Here is a 17,199-nt window from a genome sequence, read left to right as displayed (position 1 = left end):
ACACTACTATTTCCTGAATAATAGCCAAAGAAGAAAATATTAAAATTTCCCTTACGCAGTTACTTAAGCATCGTAAAAGTTAATTACTAAAAAATTTATAGTTAGGCCCTTCAACAAATACGATTAAAAACTATAAATAAGATATAAATCAGAAAATAGAATAATTTTTATCAAAAAAGACATCGAGACTTATCATAAAAATCAAAAGGCAAGCCAACAATCAATGCTGAATACACATTTACTCGTTAAGAACAGGCAGATGGATGGTTACTTAAGGGCTCGACGTCTGGTAATCGTTTTAAGTCCAATCGCCAATACGGAAAAATATTGAAAGTCAAGGATGACGTAATCTCTTTGATTACGTCATCCTAAAAAGAGCAGTCATTTTTCCATCAAACCCACGCCGGATTGTTGCTTAACCATAACTTGAGGGCTTGACAAAGGACTTTCTAAAATTCACAGACAAAGAAAGAGAGAAACACAATAAGCATTTTTCGCCGCAAGCCATCCGCTTTGTGTCTAGTAGGCAGACCAAAGTGACACTGAATACCGCGAAAAGCGCTCGACCTGTGAATATCTGCCCAGGCAACATATCCTGACTCCTCCTTGGCGGTCGGTAGCAATGGGTTGGTATCTAGCCTCTTTGTGAAATACGAAGAATGGGCCAATACCTTATTGCTGGCGATAGGACTGATGGCGTTTTGCTCTTTTACCTATCCCCGCTCCTTGCCCTTATCAAAACACGGGTGGCAAGGATGGTTACTGCTCACTATTGGCGTATCAATAATGGCGTTGGGTCGCTCAGCAAAACTGCGCCATGCCACTGAAGTATTGGGAGCCAAAGGCGCAAAGATAGCCGCACTTTTCAGTACCCTCACCCTGTTACCGATGCTGATAGCCGTTGGTCTTTATGCTTTTTCCTGAAAACCAAGCCAAAAGGCTTCGCCGTCACTGCCGAAATGCCAGGGTATAGCACCACTATCAAGGCTCCACGCCAGGCTCATGGCGGGCAGCTTGAGCCTTTCACCGCCGGCCTGCAATAGGCCACCATTCACACTAAACACAGCTCGCCAGGTAAAGGAGCCCTGCCAAGGCTGGTTGGCCGTGACCCTTTGCATGCTGCCAACGCCGGCTGCGCTTTTCACCATAAAATTAAGCGCTTGCACTGAGCCTGCCTCTAGCTGGCAATAGGCATTGTCAGCACCGTCAAAACTCAGTGGCGGGCTTTTAGGCGTTAGCTGCTGCGATTTGCCAGCACCCGTGAGGGTAATGCTTTGGCCACTGAGTAAGACAAAGTTGCGCTGCACGCCACTAAAAACAGAGAAAGGGCCAGCAACATTGATATCAGCGACACTGACACGCAGCGCCCAGTTATCTTCAGGAAAAGCCAATAATTGGCGAGTAAGGCCGCCACCATTTTTCCATGGCTGTACAGCAGATTGTTCCAGCAAACAAAACGTCACTGACATCGTTTTCTCAGTCATAAATAACGGTCAAAAATACCAGGGTGCACAGTGCTAGTGTGCTCTTCTAGGGTTCTGTTAAAGCAGGCTATTTTTAAACCGCCAATTATTGGTATCTTGGTCAAGCATTGCTACAGTCAGCAACGGCAAGCAAGCCTGCCAGCCCTATCAAATGGATATTGCCATGAACCAATTTGCACAACATAACAACTGGACCAAGCTCGTTGCCGGGTTATTGTTTATTAACGCTGTTAGCGATCTGTTTGCTGCAAAGCACAGCATCCCCATTCTTTTTAACGACAGTCCCATTCACGCCATTTTGATGGGGCTGTTACCGCTGGTAAAACTGTTCTTGGGTTATCAAATTACCCAGCACCACCGGCGGGCCATTTTGGCCGCAGCGCTGCTTTATTTACTGCAACTGGTCAGTTTTACCGTCGGTTCTACCTTTATTGGCCTAAGCGATTACCGAGCACTGGGCATTATCTTGATGCTGCCGTGGGGCAAAATTGCCATTGATGCCTCAGCCTTAGTGATGATGTTTATTGCCATTACCGCTTACCGCTTTACCGGCGAACTGCGCGCAAAAAACCAAGAAAATCTGGCTTAAATTCCGAGCAATGCGCTACCTGGGACGCTTACAAAATTGGAATGACGATAAAGGCTTTGGCTTTGTTGAACCCAATGGCGGCGGCGTTCGGGCCTTTGTTCACATCAAGGCATTTGAGCAGCGCCGCCAGCGCCCGGGGAATGGGGACCTCATTAACTATGTGTTGGGCAAGGACCAACAGGGGCGACCGCAAGCCTTGGCAATTCGTTTCGCCAATAAGGCCGCTAACACCCCGCGCCAGCATGCCCAAAGTGGCGGCGCAAGCGCCCTCTTTGGATTGGTATTTTTAGCGATGGTGCTGGCACTGAGCTTTTTCAAAAAGATGCCGTTACCCTTCACGGCTGCCTACTGGGGGCTGAGTCTTTTTGTGTTCCTGCTTTATGGCGCCGATAAAAGCGCAGCGCAAAAGGGCCGTTGGCGAACCAAGGAAAGTACGCTACACCTTTTTGCCTTGCTGGGTGGTTGGCCTGGCGGCGCCTTGGCGCAATATATTTTTCGCCATAAATCCAAGAAAAAAGCATTTAAAGCCGTCTTTTGGCTGACCGTGTTCATTAACATCGCGGCCTTATGCTGGTTAGAATGGCAGCTTGTCAGCTAGAGGCTTTTGTGGCAAAAACACCTAAATAAGCGTTTTTTGATATTAAGAAATTTGTGCTGGCGATACAGCAAGGCTCTTGTTATCAAACCCTGGATATTCGCTTCACTCCCAAGGATTTATCGTCATGGATAACGATAGCCCGCAACTTAGTGAACGACAGCTTGAGATCCTAGCATTGGTGAGCAAGGGATGTTCTAACCCCGATATCGCCAAGCTACTTAACCTTTCCCAAAATACGGTAAAAACCCACCTTTCCAATATCCTCAAACAGCTGGATTTAAGTAACCGTACCGAAGCCTCGGTGTGGTTTGAACAGCACTACCGAAGCGCCGCCATTGACGATCAAATGCCACTGCAACTCATCTGTAGCGGCCAGCAACAGACCAGCAGCCAATTTTCGACGGCATTAACCGACGCCCTAGCACGCTTTGAACTCATCCATCTGGCTCAGCTGCTAAGCAGCACCGGCTATCTTTTGCAAATAGAAGACGCGCCAGAGCAGCGCTCGCGACTGGTACTGACCTACCAAGAATCGTCCGCCCAACATTATGTGCTTTGGACGGGTCCGGCTATCCAAACGGGCGCAACGGAAACGGTGCTGCATTATGCCGCTTTAATTGTCGCGAAAATGCAGGGCAACCAAGCCACACTGAACCGTGGCAATACGGCACTGCCAAGCGGCTTTGAAGCCCTTTATAGCGTTGAATTCAAACTCAGACACCGCAGTGTTAGCCAGCTGATTGACGCCCGGCAAATCATGGTACAACTACAACGCAGATACCCGCAGTGGCCACTGATGCACAGTGTTAATGTGCTGGTGATTTACGCCTCTTTAATAGAAGGCTACTTGGAAGCCACCCCAGAACGCCTAGCCGAGATGACAGCCAGTGCGCAGCAAGCTTGCAATATGGCTCCAGACTCAGCCTATGCACATTTGGCTTTCACCCTGTATTGCATTATTAGCCGCCGCCATGGTGAAGCGCTTATCCATATTCAACAGGCGTTACTCATTAACCCTGCCTTGGAATACGGGCTATTTTTGCTTGGCCAGGTACAAGCCCTTAATGGCCATTACCAAGAGGCGCTGCAAAGTTATGACCGGTACCTCGCCATCTTTCCTGAAGGCACCCATTCCGGGCGTTCTTATGCTGGCAAAGCCTTAATTCACTATTTGGCGGGCCAATATACCGAGGCAAAAAACCAAGCGAGCCAGGCCATTCTTTATAACCAAACCGTGCAAGCTGGCCTGCAAATGGTATTGCTAAGTGTTGCCGTCAGAGAAAGCGATAGCGCACAAATAGCCGCCATTACTCAACAGCTACAGCAACAAATGGCCAGTAACGCAATGCAACTGGCCAATATTCAGACGCTGGTGGCAGCGGTGATGCCACCGACCGAAGCACAACGTTTTTTTGCCGACCTAGCGGCAGCGGGCTTACCTATTGCCCATAACCCAGGGTAATTTCGCCTTCATCGGTTAAATTTTCGCAGCCGTCTTTAAGGCAAGCCGGGGTTACAAAGGCACTTTGATAACTGGCCGCTTTAGTCAGCACCCGGGCACGCGTACTAAGGTCCGTGGTTTTTAACAGCATCACCACTAACTTGGCGGTGTCATTTAAAAAGCGCTCGTCGACGGTGCCGGTACCCTCAGCCTTTAATTGCAGCTGTGGGTCCAAGCGGTTCAGTTCACCGAGTGCTTGCAATAATACGTCGCTTTCCATAGCCAGGGGCTGTACGGAAGGAAAGCGCCTTCTTAGCACTGCCATAGGATTGGCTTTGGCCATTAAAGCGCCGCTTTTATATTGCAGCTCATAGCTGGGCCCGGCGTCCTTAAAGGCGACCGCCACGTACTCAGAGCAAACAAAATCGCTCATACCGTTGTGGTGCAGATGCTGGTCAATGGCGTAAAAAAGATGCTTGAGTACCGCCATGGTTAGCCGCTCTTTAGGGCCTTCAGGCAAAATGTTGTCAACGACCAGCAAGATCCCCAGCATGACCAACCAGGCTTTGTCATAAACCGCGTTACCAATGTAATACTCGGCGCTTTTTACAACCGGAGCCAATGACGGCTTTTGCATCCGCCGCACATACCAGCGCCCGTATTGCGGGTCGTCGCTGTTGTTGTTATCGGCGATATCGCGATAGCCAACGCTACTTAGCACCGCATCTACCAACTGGTAATGCCCGTTGGCAGATTTACCCACAAAAAGCGCGCTATGACTGACGTCAGAATCGGTCAGCAGCATAATAAGTTCGGTTAAAGCCCGGGTTGAATTAGTGGGTCGAAGATCGCCCACCATCACTAATACGTCGCCCGGTATTAATTGTTCTAGGGTTAATTTGGTTTCCATAACAATGCTCCTTTTGATTAAACCCACATCCCTGTGTGGAGGTGGAATAGATTTCTTTCCGCCACTAGGGCTGCGCCAGCAACAGGCCAAGATTGCCCTGTTCAACGTAATAACCGTTGTTATCCTCGTCCTTACAAAAATGCGTTAGGGCCGCCCGGCCAGTGTTGCTATATGCCAGTGCCACAACCCAGCGTCCTGCGGCGGGAACTTCTGAAAAATAAACAATTTTGGCCAGTTCCTGATGCACGCTATTGAGCAGCTGGCCGCCATCATTAACGCCACTTTCAGCCGCTATTTCCAACGCTAATGGCTGACCACAAAGCGCGGCCCAAAGTGCGAGGTTCCAGCGCTGGCGAGGCGAAGGGTAGGCTTTGTGGCGCACCGCCGTCCCCCCTTGCTCGCACATCCTTACCGCCAGCTCGACCTGCAGCCAGTGCTCCCACCCCAGCCCGGTTTCAGCAGCGCATAACAGGCGCGCGCTGTCAGCAAGAATAAGCTCAGCCAGCATATCGGCATTAACTGCTTGCACTTGCTGCTGCATAGCCTGCCTCAATGCTCGGTACGGTATTGACGGGTCTGCCTTTTCAGCGTGTCAAAGGCGTTAAGGGCTTTTGAGACCACCGGCCGACTGCCTGCACAAAGCCCGACACTGGCACCACAGTGGCCGCAACAAAAGCGTGAACCTTTTAGTAAAGTGTCGGTTTCTATCGGGATCTCGGTGCCACAGTTGGGGCAAGGAATAGCCGTTTTCATACGTTTCTCCTAAAAAGAGCCCGGCCAAACAGGCCGGGCCTGGCGGTTAGCTCGCGTTACCAGAGGTTTTGGATGAACCCAGGGTGATGGGGCTAATGCTGTTGGTGAATGCCTGAATAATGGTGGTAACCCCTTCAGGCAGCTGCAGCTGGCCGGCATGTACACTGACGGTGTACTTGGCGTTGTTGCTTTTCTGGTAGCTGTTGGAGGAGGCAGACTCACTTTTACTGTCGTGGCTAACACTGCCTTTTACTTCCACCGAGAAAAAACCATTCCCCAATTTGGCGGCAAAAGAGCCTTGTTCACTGGTTGATTCACTACTCGACTGAGAGGTCTCGGCGCTATAACTGGACTTCACCTCCATCTCAAAATCCACCTGCACGTTATCCACCCCTAAAGCATTGAGAGGAATGATAGTGAGCAGCGGAATATCAAATTGGGTGGTGACGTTTTGAATAGTGGCGGTGCCGCTATCGTCTTCCGATATCACACCACGGGTAATTTCCATGGTCACCATGATCGGTGTTAACGACTCGGTTTCGCCGCTCGTGGATTTGATAAAACAGGTGTCGAGCATGAAGTTGGTTTGGGTCACCGCCATCATGCTGTTGGCCTCGGCTGCCGCTTTAAGCGGCCCACCAATCAACGAGCGCATCGGTAACCCGGTAAATTGCTGGGCCATCGACACCAATTCTGGGCCGGTGCTGACAGGATCTGCCATGATAAATCTCCTTATTTACGGTTGCAGTCAATTGCACTTACTCGACGGGTTCACCTATCCGGGGATCTGAGCCCGTAGTGCTCTTTCGTACCCCTCAATCAGCATTTTCAAACCATCAGGAGAGGTGTCTTCACCCAGCTCGATTTCCAGCTCGGCAACATAGGAATGGGTATGATTGTTAGAGCCAAAAAGCCCTTTGCGTCCTTTCGCGGAAGGAAATGCCAGTTGCATTTCGTTTTGGTCATTGAGGTTGACTTCTAATTGGGTTTTAAAGCGAACCTTCTGCACTCGGGCATTGCCCATTGGCATCAGTGTCAGTAGCGGGATATCAACCGGCACGGTTTCTAAACCTTTGGGACCTTCTTGCGGGAACAGCATGCTGACGGTTTTTGGGCGATAGTGCGCGCGAGTTGGCTGCGCCTGGCCTTCAGCCACTTGGGCTCTGGTGTCTGGCCCTTCGACTTCTTCAAAAAATCGTTCAAACAAGGACGTTTGTTTGTCCTGTAAGGCTTGGTTGGCCGCATGCACACTGGTGTGCACTACCGACACTAACGATTCAAGATTGATCATCGCTTCCCTTCCTGATTGAAACAGCATCCATCGCAGGAAAAGTCTAAGAACCTGGGCGTTAGGAAACCATCACCCAACCGGGTGATATGGCTCACCCGCTCGGCAGGTTAGATAAGAAAGGGGGATTCACAGCCACAAAAAAAGCGCCTTACGGCGCTTTTTGGCAACATGCAGGGCTCAGGCGTACTTGGTCAGCAGCCGGCGAATTTCCGTCATCCGCTGGTCATTGTCGGCGCTGCTGGCATCCAGTACATTGCCTTCAATCACACAGGCCATCATTTCAAAAAACGCTTTATCCAGCGCCTTTCTTGAGGCGGTAAGCTGCTGCACCACTTTTTCACAGTCTGCTTGCTCACGTATCAGTTTTTGAACGCCACGAATTTGCCCTTCTACGCGCGCCAGGCGTTTGAGCATTTTGTCTTGTTGCTCAGGTGTTGGTTGCATGCCGGTTTCCCCTACTTCTGAAGCGGTCATGATCCAGCCTTAACATCCTGCTGTCCAGTACGGCGCAGAAGCGCTGCGTAAAGTAGCGGAATAACCAGTAAGGTCAGGATGGTTGAAACGGCCATACCAAAGATAAGACTCACCGATAGACCATTAAAAATAGGGTCGTCCAAGATGAACATGGCGCCTAACATTGCGGCAATGGCCGTCAAAATGATGGGTTTAGCCCGAACACTTGCGGCATAAACCACGGCGTCATCTAGGTGCATTCCGTTGGCGACTTCCTGGCGAATGACATCCACCAGTAAAATGGAGTTGCGCACAATAATACCGGCCAAGGCAATCATGCCAATCATCGAGGTGGCGGTAAATTGTGCCCCCAATAAGGCATGCCCCGGCAAAATACCAATCAGGGTTAAAGGAATGGGCGCCATGATCACCAGCGGCACCGCATAGTTGCCAAAATGGCCAACCACCAACAGGTAAATCAGCAATAACCCCACCGCATAGGCAATGCCCATATCACGGAAGGTTTCATAGGTAATTTGCCACTCGCCATCCCACTTTACAGCCGCACCGGTCCAGTGATTAGGTTGGCTGGTGTAGCTTTGTGGCAGTGACAAATGGCTGGCCGCACTAAAAAGGCCATACAAGGGGCTGTCGAGCTGCCCGGCCATGTCGGCTGTTACATAAATGACAGGCCGTAAATCCTTGTGGTACATGGGCTGGTCATAAGGCACGGTAACGCGCTTAATAAGCTCCCCTACCGGCACACTGTTACCGCTATGGCTGGTAACCGTTAATGCCATCAGGTTGGCCAACTGCCCTTGCCAACTGCCGGGCAAGCGCAGGGTTAACGGCACGGGTTGAGTTTGCCCAGCAATGGCCAAATAGGTCACGCTAATGCCGTTTAGCGCCCCAGTCAGCGCTTGGGTTATGGCACTTGGGCTCACGCCCAGCAGCGCCGCTTTTTGCCGGTTAATCTGCCAAATTTCTTGTTTCGCCCCCTCAGCAACCAAGCTGGTATCTAAATCAACAATCCCTGGGGTAGTAGCCAGCGCTTTTTGAACGGTACGGGCCGCCGTGGCGTTATCAGGGCCGTAGACTTCGGCAACGATGGGGGCTAACACCGGCGGGCCGGGCGGCACTTCTACCACTTTCAAAACACCACCGGCGGTGATGGGGGCTAACAGCTTACGAATAGCCAGTGCCAACTGATGGCTTGATTTATCGCGGTGATGTTTGTCTTTCAGCGTTACTTGGATATCGCCTAAGTTGGCCTGCTGGCGCAAATAATACTGACGCACCAAACCGTTAAAACCGATAGGCGCAGCACTGCCAGCGTAGATTTGGGTTTCGGTCACCTCAGGCACGCTGTCGAGCTTTTTAGCCATCGCTAGCAGCACCGCATTGGTTTTCTCAAGCGGTGTTCCTTCTGGCATATCGAGCACCAGTTTAATTTCGGATTTGTTATCAAAGGGCAGCATTTTCAGTACCACCGCTTCAATAACTGTCAACCCCAAGGCCAATACAATCAGGCCAATCAAACCAAAGCCCAGCAAATATCGATTACGGCGTTTGGCTAAAAACGGCGCCATCAGCTTTGCAAAGAAACGATGCAGCCGCGGCGGCTTGGCTGCGTCTTGGTGTACATCTTTTAATAGGTGGCGCGCCAGCCAGGGCGTAACCGTTAAGGCAATCAGCAATGACAGCAACATTCCCATCGAGGCATTGATGGGAATGGGGCTCATGTAAGGCCCCATTAGCCCGGAAACAAAGGCCATTGGCAGCAGCGCGGCAATAACGGTAAAGGTGGCTAAAATGGTCGGCCCCCCGACCTCGTCAACAGCGCCAGGGATAGCGGTTTTAAGGCTTTTGCCCAGTCCTAAATGACGATGGATGTTTTCTACCACCACAATGGCGTCATCCACCAAAATACCGATGGAAAAGATCAGCGCAAACAGCGATACCCGGTTGAGGGTAAATCCCCACGCCCAGGACGCAAACAAGGTAACGGCAAGGGTGAGGACCACCGCACTGCCCACCACCAACGCTTCACGCTTTCCTAGCGCAAAGAGCACCAATGCCACCACCGACAGCGTGGCAAAAATCAGCTTATGAATAAGGGTGTTGGCTTTATCATCTGCGGTTTGACCGTAGTTACGGCTTACTTGCACCTTTAGCCCTGGTGGTAACCACTGCGCCTTTAACCTGTCGAGACGCTGCACAACCGCCTTTGCCACCGTCACCGCATTGGTGCCCGCTTTTTTGGTAATGGCAAGGGTAAGCGCAGGCACCGGCGCTTGGCCTGGGGCCCGCGTCCAGACATAACGGCTGGGGACACTGGCCCCGACCTGAATATCTGCCAACTGTGAAAGCAATACCGGCCGCCCGTCCTTAACCGCCACCACCAAGTTTTTTAAGGTCTCGACGCTGTCGATAAAACGGCCCGCCTGCACGGGCACATTAAGGCCATCTTCTAGGCGGTAACCGGCTTGAGCGCTGGGATTTTGAGCCGAGATGGCTTGGCTAAGGTGGGTGATATCCAGCCCCAACCGCGCCATGGCAGTGGCTTTTAAGGTCAGCTCAACTTGTTCTGGCTCACTACCGATAATATGTACAGCCCGCACCCCATCAACGTTCTGTAGCGGGCCTTTTAAGGTGTCGGCGATCGATTTAAGATCGCGCTCACCACTAATGGTGAGCGCCAGAATGGGCACATCATCAATACCGCGAATTTTAATCAGTGGCAGGCCATAGGCTGGGCTTCCTGGCCAAGAGGCCATGGCATCATAAACCTCGGTTTGCGCCTGCTGGCGAGGAACCCCCACTTTAAACTGAACCGTAACCAGCGCCGCACCAGCGCGGGACTGGGAATAGATATGGTCGATACCGCGCATGCGTGAAAGGTGTTGCTCAAGGGGCGTTGCCAGTTCAGTTTCAACTTGCTTGGCGTTAGCACCGCTGAAGGCAACCTGCACATCGACCATGGTGACATCAATTTGCGGTTCTTCTTCGCGCGGGGTAATAACCGCAGCCAACACACCTAACACCAGCCCAAACAGCGCCAATAAAGGCGTAAGACGAGACCGCTCGCCCCAGGCAGCCAAACGGCCTGCAATACCGAATTTAGGCATCGGTTATTACCTCACCGGCAGCCAAGCCGCTGAGCACTTCTACCTGCTGACCTTGCATCAAGCCAAGACGCACCGCGCGCCAGCTACCACCTTGCATTTTAACCAAGGTCAATTCCCCTTGCTTTTGCACATAATGGCGAGGAATAACAATGCCTTGATGCTCGCCAACCTGTACTAAAACCTGCTGCCACTGCCCGGGTAGTAATGCTGTATGTTCAGGTAGCTGCATGCGCAGCCGAACGGTGGCGGTTTGGCTGTCAGCCACCGGATAAAAGATAAGCTTAAGGGGCACGATGTCTGCCACCCTCGCCCACTGGTAATGACGTGCCTTATCGGCAAGAGCCGATGGCAAGTCAACATGCAAGCGCAAGGTGGCGGGATCAAAGCCGCTCATCAGCGGTGTGCCGGGTTGTACCAATTCCCCCGGCTCAACCAAACGAGCGCTGACGACACCACTATAGGGTGCGCGAATGGCGGTATATGACAACTGCTCTTTGGCCGTGGCCACGGCTGCGGTTGCCGATTTCAAAGCCGCTTGTGCGTTATCGAGCGCCGCTTTGGCTTTATCCAGCTCTGATTTCGCCACCAGCTTTTTGGCAATAAGGCTTTGGGTACGTTGCCAATCTTGCAGGGCTTGCGTTGCAGTGGCTTTCGCCGCCGCCTGGCTGGCCAAGGCTCTATCAAGCGCTTGGGATTGCTCCAAGCTATTGATGCGCACTATTACCGTGCCGGCAGCCACCTTATCGCCCACATCCACCAGTACTTCAGCAACCCGGCCAGAGGTTTGGGCAGAAACCGTTGCGCTGTTACTGGCTTCAACCAAACCTTGCAGTTGCAGCATGTCGGGTAATGGCTGTGACGTTACCGTGAAGCTATCGGCCAATGCCGGCAATGCCAGTAAACCCAGCAGCAGTAATACGCGCATTGGAGCTCCTTAAAAGGCTTCGCCCGATTTGACGCCCAGCTTTTTAAGCACCATGGCCAGGGGACAAAACCCAGTAAACGAAGCCTGTACCAGGTTAAGTCCCACAAAGGCGGTTAACCAAAGCCAGTAAGGACTTAACACCCAAGCCAGCAATAAGCTCACCAACACCACGGTGCCAGCAAAACCCATTACCCATTTGTCGATATTCATCATGCACCTCCACAAAGGCATTGTTTTACCGCTGCTTCCAGTTGGGTTAACCCACCCTTGCGCCCAAGCGCCAGGGCTTCTTCAAGCATGACGCCATCACAGTGAAATGCCATGGCCGCTAACAAACCGCCAGCCCGATTAGCGGTGCCACAATGCAGTAACACGGGCTCAGCGCTGTTGTTAAGTAGCGCTTTTAGCCGTTGGCCATTGCTGGCGGTCATGTCATTGGCTCCGCTAATAGGCAAATGGTGATAGTGCATCCCCAGCCCTTCTACCGTGGCCTGTTCGTCAAAGGTTTGCTCACTACTTTGCGTTAAATTAATGACCGTTCTAATACCGGCTTGCTGGTACTGAAATAATTGCTTTGAGTCGGGCTGGCCAGCACAAAAAAGCGTGTCGGAAACGGCATGGCACTGATCACTGAATAAGAACATTGGCACCTCCACATACCCCCAAGGGTATACTGAAAATTCAACACCAGCAACATACCCCCATGGGTATTTAAATAAAAACAGAAACTGACTAAAACCCTTATCGGTTTGCACAAAGCCAAGTGAGGAACAAAACTAAAGGCATATTGAAATACCAATCAAAGCCATTCGCCCAAATTTTATAGCAAGTCATTCAGAGGTTAAGGAATAACCTGTGCTTGGCGCCCCGGCGCATCCACCTCCTCAACCACCTATTCATCCTACTTAGTTCAAAGGTCTGTGAAATGCCGTCAATGGATAAGCGTGATGCCGGAAGTTTTGATGTAGTGGTAGTAGGTGGTGGCCCAGCCGGCACAACAGCAGCGCTCACCCTACTCAAGGAAGCGCAGCTAAAGGTATTGGTGCTAGAGAGAAAAGACTACTCCATGGCCAAACCAGGAGAAGTGGTATTACCTAATCTAGAAGCGTTGCTGCATTATCTTGATGTTTGGCAGCGCTTTACCCAAGAGCAACCCGAGGCCCATTGGCACAACACCGCCAGCTCATCGGCTACCGGCCAAGCATCCACACCTCAACCCTTATTCGGTGACAGCGACGCTTGGCTGGTTAACAGAACGCTGTTCGATGCCATGCTTGCTGAAAAAGTGACCGAGCATGGCGGGCAAATTTGGGCCCAGGCCAATCTTCGGCAGCTCACGGCAACCGAGCAGGGCTGGCAACTGACGGTCAGTCATGGGCTAAATGAAAGCAGCCACATACGTTGCCGCTACGTTATTGATGCCGCCGGGCGCGCCTCGCCTTGGGCGCAGAAAGCAACCGGCACCCGGGTTAAGTACGACAACCTGCTGGGCTTAGCCGCCACATTACCGGCGGCCCCCTCAGCGCCCCGTTCAATCGTCGAGAACTGCGAATACGGGTGGTGGTATAGCCAACGTCAAGCCGATGGCCAGCTGCTGGTATCACTGATGACCGATGTAGAACTGGTGCAACATCACCGGTTGGCCCTTGCCGAAAACTGGCTAACGTTACTGAGCACAAGCCAACAGATTGCCAAACATCTTTACCTACCGAGCAGCTTACGCGCTCCCCGAGCCTTCCCCGCCTATTCATCGCTGTTCAAAGCAACCCAAGATGCACCGATCGTCGCCACAGGTGACGCAGTGGCGTCTTACGATCCGTTGTCGTCTTCAGGTATTTACCATGCGCTTGATACCGGTATGCAAGCCGCTTATGCGGTTATTGCCGCCATGCTGGGAGATACGCGGCAAATCGACAATTACTACAGTAATGTGGCACGAGATTTTAGCCGCTACACCAGCCAGAACTGGCGAATTTACCGCCAGGAAAGCCGCTGGCCACAGTCTGATTTTTGGCGCTTTCGTACCGCCCAACCCAGTTTGACCCCAGATACCATCGTCTGCAGTGGCGAGCAGTTGGCCACAGCCTCGCTGTTCGTGCCCACTGTTGTGGCAAGACGCATGCAGGAACTGGCAACGATCCCTAAACCCGCTCACCGCGTGGTGGCGGGGCTAAGAGAAGAAAGCCCCGACATTCCGGTGAAGCGTATTTTATTGGCCATGGAAGAATTACTGGTAGTGAGCCCCCGTTCGGCCTAACCGCGGATAAGCCGAAGCGGCGTGCGCCGAAGTAGCGGCCAAAGCCGCAGCAGCGCCGGAATAGCCACCCCCAAAGCCCCGCCCAGCAACGCTAGCAACGATAGCGGCCAATGCAAATTCACCGGTAATTCCAGTACTTGGGTTTGCAGCAAATAAAGGCTTAACTGGCTGGTGAGCCCTGCCATTAAACCGGCCAAGCCGCCGAGTAATAAAAACTCCAAGCCAAGGGCGCGAAATAACGTGCGCTCGGATGCCCCCAAAGTTCTTAACACGCCTAAGTCGCGGCGGCGCTCATCAAGGCTTGCCTGCACTGCGGCCAGCAACACCAACACCGATGCTGCCACCACCAGCAGCCAGACAAACTGCAACGCCAAGCCCACTTGGCCGATTAAGCTACGAATTTGGCTAAGAATGGCGTCAACATCAATCAAGGTCAGGGTGGGATGATTTTTTAAAAGCCCGGCTAGCTGCGGGCGATATTGGCTATCTAAATGAAAGCTCGCAATAAAGCTGGCAGGAAAATCCTTCAGCACTGCCGGGCTAAAAATCATAAAGAAGTTAGGCTGCATCGATTGCCAATCAACCTTGCGGATGCTGGCAACCTTGGCCGAGAAGTCATCGCCCCCTAGGCGAAAAGTAACCTTGTCACCCAGTTTAAGGTTGAGGCGTTTGGCAACGCCTGACTCAACCGACACCAACCTGGCATCGTCTGCTTTTGGCCACCAGGCACCTGCCGTTAACACATTGTTTTCAGGCAAGGTTTTTCGCCAGGTGAGATTAAGCTCGCGGTCAATACCGACACGACCGCCACGCGGCGACTGCGCATCATCGGCATTTTCTTCTTTGGTTTTTTCACCATTAATGGCAACCAGCCGCGCCCGCACCACCGGGTAGAGATCAGAGGCATGGGTGCCGTATTGGCCCAAAAAGCGATTCACTGCCGGTACTTCGTCAGGAGCGACATTGACGACAAAATAATTAGGGGCGTTGTCGGGCAGGCTTGCCTGCCAGTCGGCCAGCAAATCTGACTTCACCAGTTGCACCAAAATCATCAGCATCAGTGCCAGGGTAAAGCTGCCCAATTGCACCAAGCTGGCACCTTTTCGCCGCTCCAAACCGGCAACCGCTAACCGCCAGGCCCCACCAATACCGCGGCTGCGCCCCAACACCTTCAGCAATAGTGCGCTCACCAATGCTACCGCGACCACCGCAGCGCCCGCCCCCGCGCCCACCGCCAAGGTCAGTTTCAGATCACGGGTAAAAAGCGCTATGGCGGCAAAAAGCGCCACAAAGACCAGCACATAATGCAGACGGCTTTGCCCTTGCTGCTCCTGTCCTTCACGCCAAACGCGTATTGGCGGCACTTTTAACAGCCGCCACAATGGCCAAGCCGCAAAGGCAAGGGTGCAAATCGCACCGACCGCGAGCCCAAGCCACAACGGCTCTAGGGTACTGGGCGGCAGTGAAGTCGGCAGTAAGCGACCATATTGCAGCAAAAGCGCTTTAACCAGGGCAAAGCCCGCACCCAAGCCCAGCAGTGACCCGGTAACCAGCACCAAGGCCAGTTGGCCGGCAAAAAGCCACACCACTTGTCGGCGGGTACCGCCTAGCGCCTTAATCAGTGCCACGGTTTCAACATGGGAGTCGCAAAACCGCCGCGCCGCCACGCCAATCGCCACCGCGGCCAGCAAAACGCCCATCAGGCTCGATAGCATCAAAAAGCGGTTCGCGCGGGTTAAGGCCACGCTAATTGGCGAATTGCTGCGCTTAATATCGGTAAATTCCACCCCGGCCGGTAACTGGCCAGCAAGACTGTTTTCAAATTGCTGAAGGGCCTTGGGCTTACCTTTAAATAGCCAGCGCCAACTGACCCGCGAACCGGGTTGGATAACCTTACTGGCGGCGACATCTTGCTGGTTCATCAGTGCCGGTGGCGCTGCGGCAAACACGTTTAGGCCAACATCGGGGGCTTCAACCAAATAGCGGCTAAAGCGCAAAGTGGCATAGCCCAGTTCCACTTGGTCACCCAAGCTAAGATTAAGCGCCTGGGCAAGCCGCCTATCCACCCAGATTTGCCCGGGACCTGGGCCCTTTTCAACCGTTGATACTGCCCCAACGGCTTGGGTTGACACCTTTAATTGCCCTCGCAAGGGATATTGGCCATCTACCGCATAAATAGCGGCCAACTGCATGGCATTGCGATGAATAAGCATGGTGGTAAAGCGGGTTTGCAGGCTTTTGGTTAAATCGGTTTTTTCAACTTCGGCGCTAAGCGCGCTGGGTAAGGGCTGGCTAAAACGCAGTACTAAGTCGGCCGCAAGAAAGCTGGCACCTTTGCGGTTAAAAGCCTGGTTCAGCACTTCGGAAAAACGCGCCAACGACACCACGGACGCCACCGCCAGCAAGATGGCAAAAAGCATGATCAGCACATCGGCGCGTTTTAGCTCCCGCCAAAAAAAACGCCCTACCAGCTCAGGCCGCATCATCCAAAACCTCCAGGCGACCTTCTTTTAAGGCAAGCACGCGCTGACAACGCCTTGCCAACACCGGATCATGAGTCACTAAAATCAGCGTGGTACCAAAGTCGCGGTTAAGGGCAAACAACAGATCGGCGACATGCTCGCCGGTGTGCGTATCAAGGTTGCCGGTGGGTTCGTCGGCAAAGAGCAGCGCCGGGTTCGTGATAAAAGCCCGGGCAATGGCTACCCGTTGCTGCTCGCCGCCAGAAAGCTGCGCGGGGTAATGCCCCAAGCGCTGACCAAGCCCGACTCTTTGCAATAGCTCACTGGCTTTATTGCGGGCGTCGCGGTCGCCTTTAAGCTCGGCTGGCATCATAACGTTTTCAAGGGCGGTCAGGCTTGGGATCAACAAAAACTGTTGGAAAACAAAACCCAGTTGCTCGGCCCTTAATGCGGCGCGGGCATCTTCACTCAGGGTTGCTATGTTCTTGCCCGCCAAGGTAACGGAGCCTGCACTGGGCTGGTCCAACCCCGCCAGTAAACCAAGTAAGGTAGATTTACCGGAGCCAGAGGTACCCATGATCGCCAAGGTTTCGCCGGTTTTTACCTGCAGTTCAACACCGCTGAGAATAGCTAAGTCGCTACCATCGGCGCTTAAAACGGATTTACTGAGTTGGCGAACATCGATTACAGCTTCGCTCATTGACGATTTCCTTTTATTGCGGGGCTTAACCTCGTTTTGGCAATGTTAGCCAGACCTAACAGCAGCAACAGCAAACCGCGGCAGGATGCTGTGGGTCACCATACTGACCTTAACCGCCTTTACCAGGCTCGCCAAGCAAACAACATGTACCGGCCGTTTGTCGCAGTTTAGGTGCAATTTAGCCGCATAATCGCTAGGTTAGGGTCAT

The 17,199-nt window shown here is 52.5% G+C and carries 18 protein-coding genes; 5 read left to right on the top strand and 13 right to left on the bottom strand.

The window, feature by feature from the left end:
• Window positions 1-645 precede the first annotated feature (645 nt).
• The gene (locus DW350_RS19430; RefSeq protein WP_152032951.1) at window positions 646-924 is read left to right on the top strand and encodes a hypothetical protein; all 279 of its coding nucleotides are present in this window, start codon (window positions 646-648) and stop codon (window positions 922-924) included.
• On the opposite strand, the gene DW350_RS07065 is transcribed toward DW350_RS19430, so the two are convergent.
• Window positions 909-1,469: a HutD/Ves family protein gene (locus DW350_RS07065; protein WP_192954844.1), complete on the bottom strand. Its 561-nt coding sequence runs from the start codon at window positions 1,467-1,469 to the stop codon at window positions 909-911. The genes DW350_RS19430 and DW350_RS07065 overlap by 16 nt on opposite strands.
• Before the next feature lie 178 nt (window positions 1,470-1,647).
• On the opposite strand from DW350_RS07065, the gene DW350_RS07060 reads away from it, so the two are divergent.
• The 3 genes from DW350_RS07060 to DW350_RS07050 all read left to right on the top strand — a co-directional run bounded on the left by DW350_RS07060 (window position 1,648) and on the right by DW350_RS07050 (window position 4,133).
• Complete coding sequence (locus DW350_RS07060) at window positions 1,648-2,073, top strand: hypothetical protein (RefSeq protein ID WP_152032950.1); 426 nt, start codon at window positions 1,648-1,650, stop codon at window positions 2,071-2,073.
• Window positions 2,074-2,083: 10 nt separating this feature from the next.
• The gene (locus tag DW350_RS07055) at window positions 2,084-2,671 is read left to right on the top strand and encodes a DUF1294 domain-containing protein (RefSeq protein WP_115718188.1); all 588 of its coding nucleotides are present in this window, start codon (window positions 2,084-2,086) and stop codon (window positions 2,669-2,671) included.
• 124 nt (window positions 2,672-2,795) lie between these two features.
• On the top strand, window positions 2,796-4,133 hold the full coding sequence (locus tag DW350_RS07050; RefSeq protein WP_115718187.1) for a LuxR C-terminal-related transcriptional regulator: 1,338 nt from the start codon (window positions 2,796-2,798) through the stop codon (window positions 4,131-4,133).
• Here the strand turns inward: DW350_RS07050 and DW350_RS07045 are convergent.
• The 10 genes from DW350_RS07045 to DW350_RS07000 form a co-directional block, all read right to left on the bottom strand.
• Window positions 4,111-5,022, bottom strand: a complete 912-nt coding sequence (locus tag DW350_RS07045) for a hypothetical protein (RefSeq protein ID WP_115718186.1) — start codon at window positions 5,020-5,022, stop codon at window positions 4,111-4,113. The genes DW350_RS07050 and DW350_RS07045 overlap by 23 nt on opposite strands.
• Before the next feature lie 64 nt (window positions 5,023-5,086).
• A complete protein-coding gene (locus DW350_RS07040) occupies window positions 5,087-5,563 on the bottom strand; it encodes a hypothetical protein (RefSeq protein ID WP_115718185.1) in 477 nt (158 codons plus the stop codon).
• An 8-nt stretch (window positions 5,564-5,571) separates the two neighbouring features.
• Complete coding sequence (locus tag DW350_RS07035) at window positions 5,572-5,775, bottom strand: hypothetical protein (protein ID WP_115718184.1); 204 nt, start codon at window positions 5,773-5,775, stop codon at window positions 5,572-5,574.
• Between the two features lie 46 nt (window positions 5,776-5,821).
• On the bottom strand, window positions 5,822-6,496 hold the full coding sequence (locus DW350_RS07030; RefSeq protein ID WP_115718183.1) for a DUF2589 domain-containing protein: 675 nt from the start codon (window positions 6,494-6,496) through the stop codon (window positions 5,822-5,824).
• A gap of 54 nt (window positions 6,497-6,550) precedes the next feature.
• Window positions 6,551-7,066 carry a DUF2589 domain-containing protein gene (locus DW350_RS07025; RefSeq protein ID WP_192954843.1) on the bottom strand — a complete coding sequence of 172 codons (516 nt, stop codon included), beginning with the start codon at window positions 7,064-7,066 and terminating at the stop codon, window positions 6,551-6,553.
• 177 nt (window positions 7,067-7,243) lie between these two features.
• Window positions 7,244-7,540 (bottom strand): metal-sensing transcriptional repressor, encoded by a 297-nt coding sequence (locus tag DW350_RS07020; RefSeq protein WP_226911410.1) that lies wholly within the window; start codon window positions 7,538-7,540, stop codon window positions 7,244-7,246.
• The gene (locus DW350_RS07015; protein WP_115718181.1) at window positions 7,537-10,647 is read right to left on the bottom strand and encodes an efflux RND transporter permease subunit; all 3,111 of its coding nucleotides are present in this window, start codon (window positions 10,645-10,647) and stop codon (window positions 7,537-7,539) included. The genes DW350_RS07020 and DW350_RS07015 overlap by 4 nt, the downstream gene beginning before the upstream one ends.
• Window positions 10,640-11,572: an efflux RND transporter periplasmic adaptor subunit gene (locus DW350_RS07010; protein WP_115718180.1), complete on the bottom strand. Its 933-nt coding sequence runs from the start codon at window positions 11,570-11,572 to the stop codon at window positions 10,640-10,642. Before DW350_RS07010 ends, DW350_RS07015 begins: the two co-directional genes overlap by 8 nt.
• 9 nt (window positions 11,573-11,581) lie before the next feature.
• Entirely contained in the window at window positions 11,582-11,785 is a 204-nt protein-coding gene (locus DW350_RS07005; protein WP_336406983.1) for a YgaP family membrane protein, read from the bottom strand.
• Window positions 11,782-12,216 (bottom strand): protein tyrosine phosphatase family protein, encoded by a 435-nt coding sequence (locus DW350_RS07000; protein WP_115718178.1) that lies wholly within the window; start codon window positions 12,214-12,216, stop codon window positions 11,782-11,784. The genes DW350_RS07005 and DW350_RS07000 overlap by 4 nt, the downstream gene beginning before the upstream one ends.
• Before the next feature lie 281 nt (window positions 12,217-12,497).
• Between DW350_RS07000 and DW350_RS06995 the strand changes: the two genes are divergently transcribed.
• Window positions 12,498-13,829 carry an NAD(P)/FAD-dependent oxidoreductase gene (locus DW350_RS06995; RefSeq protein ID WP_115718177.1) on the top strand — a complete coding sequence of 444 codons (1,332 nt, stop codon included), beginning with the start codon at window positions 12,498-12,500 and terminating at the stop codon, window positions 13,827-13,829.
• On the opposite strand, the gene DW350_RS06990 is transcribed toward DW350_RS06995, so the two are convergent.
• Together DW350_RS06990 and DW350_RS06985 are read right to left on the bottom strand one after the other, a co-directional pair.
• A complete protein-coding gene (locus DW350_RS06990) occupies window positions 13,826-16,315 on the bottom strand; it encodes an ABC transporter permease (protein ID WP_115718176.1) in 2,490 nt (829 codons plus the stop codon). The two genes, DW350_RS06995 and DW350_RS06990, sit on opposite strands and share 4 nt — an antisense overlap.
• On the bottom strand, window positions 16,302-16,991 hold the full coding sequence (locus DW350_RS06985; protein ID WP_115718175.1) for an ABC transporter ATP-binding protein: 690 nt from the start codon (window positions 16,989-16,991) through the stop codon (window positions 16,302-16,304). Before DW350_RS06985 ends, DW350_RS06990 begins: the two co-directional genes overlap by 14 nt.
• Between the last annotated feature and the right edge of the window lie 208 nt (window positions 16,992-17,199).

Source organism: Gallaecimonas mangrovi (genome assembly GCF_003367375.1).
Classification (GTDB): Bacteria; Pseudomonadota; Gammaproteobacteria; order Enterobacterales; family Gallaecimonadaceae; genus Gallaecimonas; species Gallaecimonas mangrovi.
Note: the sequence above shows the minus strand (reverse complement) of the source record. Positions and strands in the feature narration are given on the sequence as shown.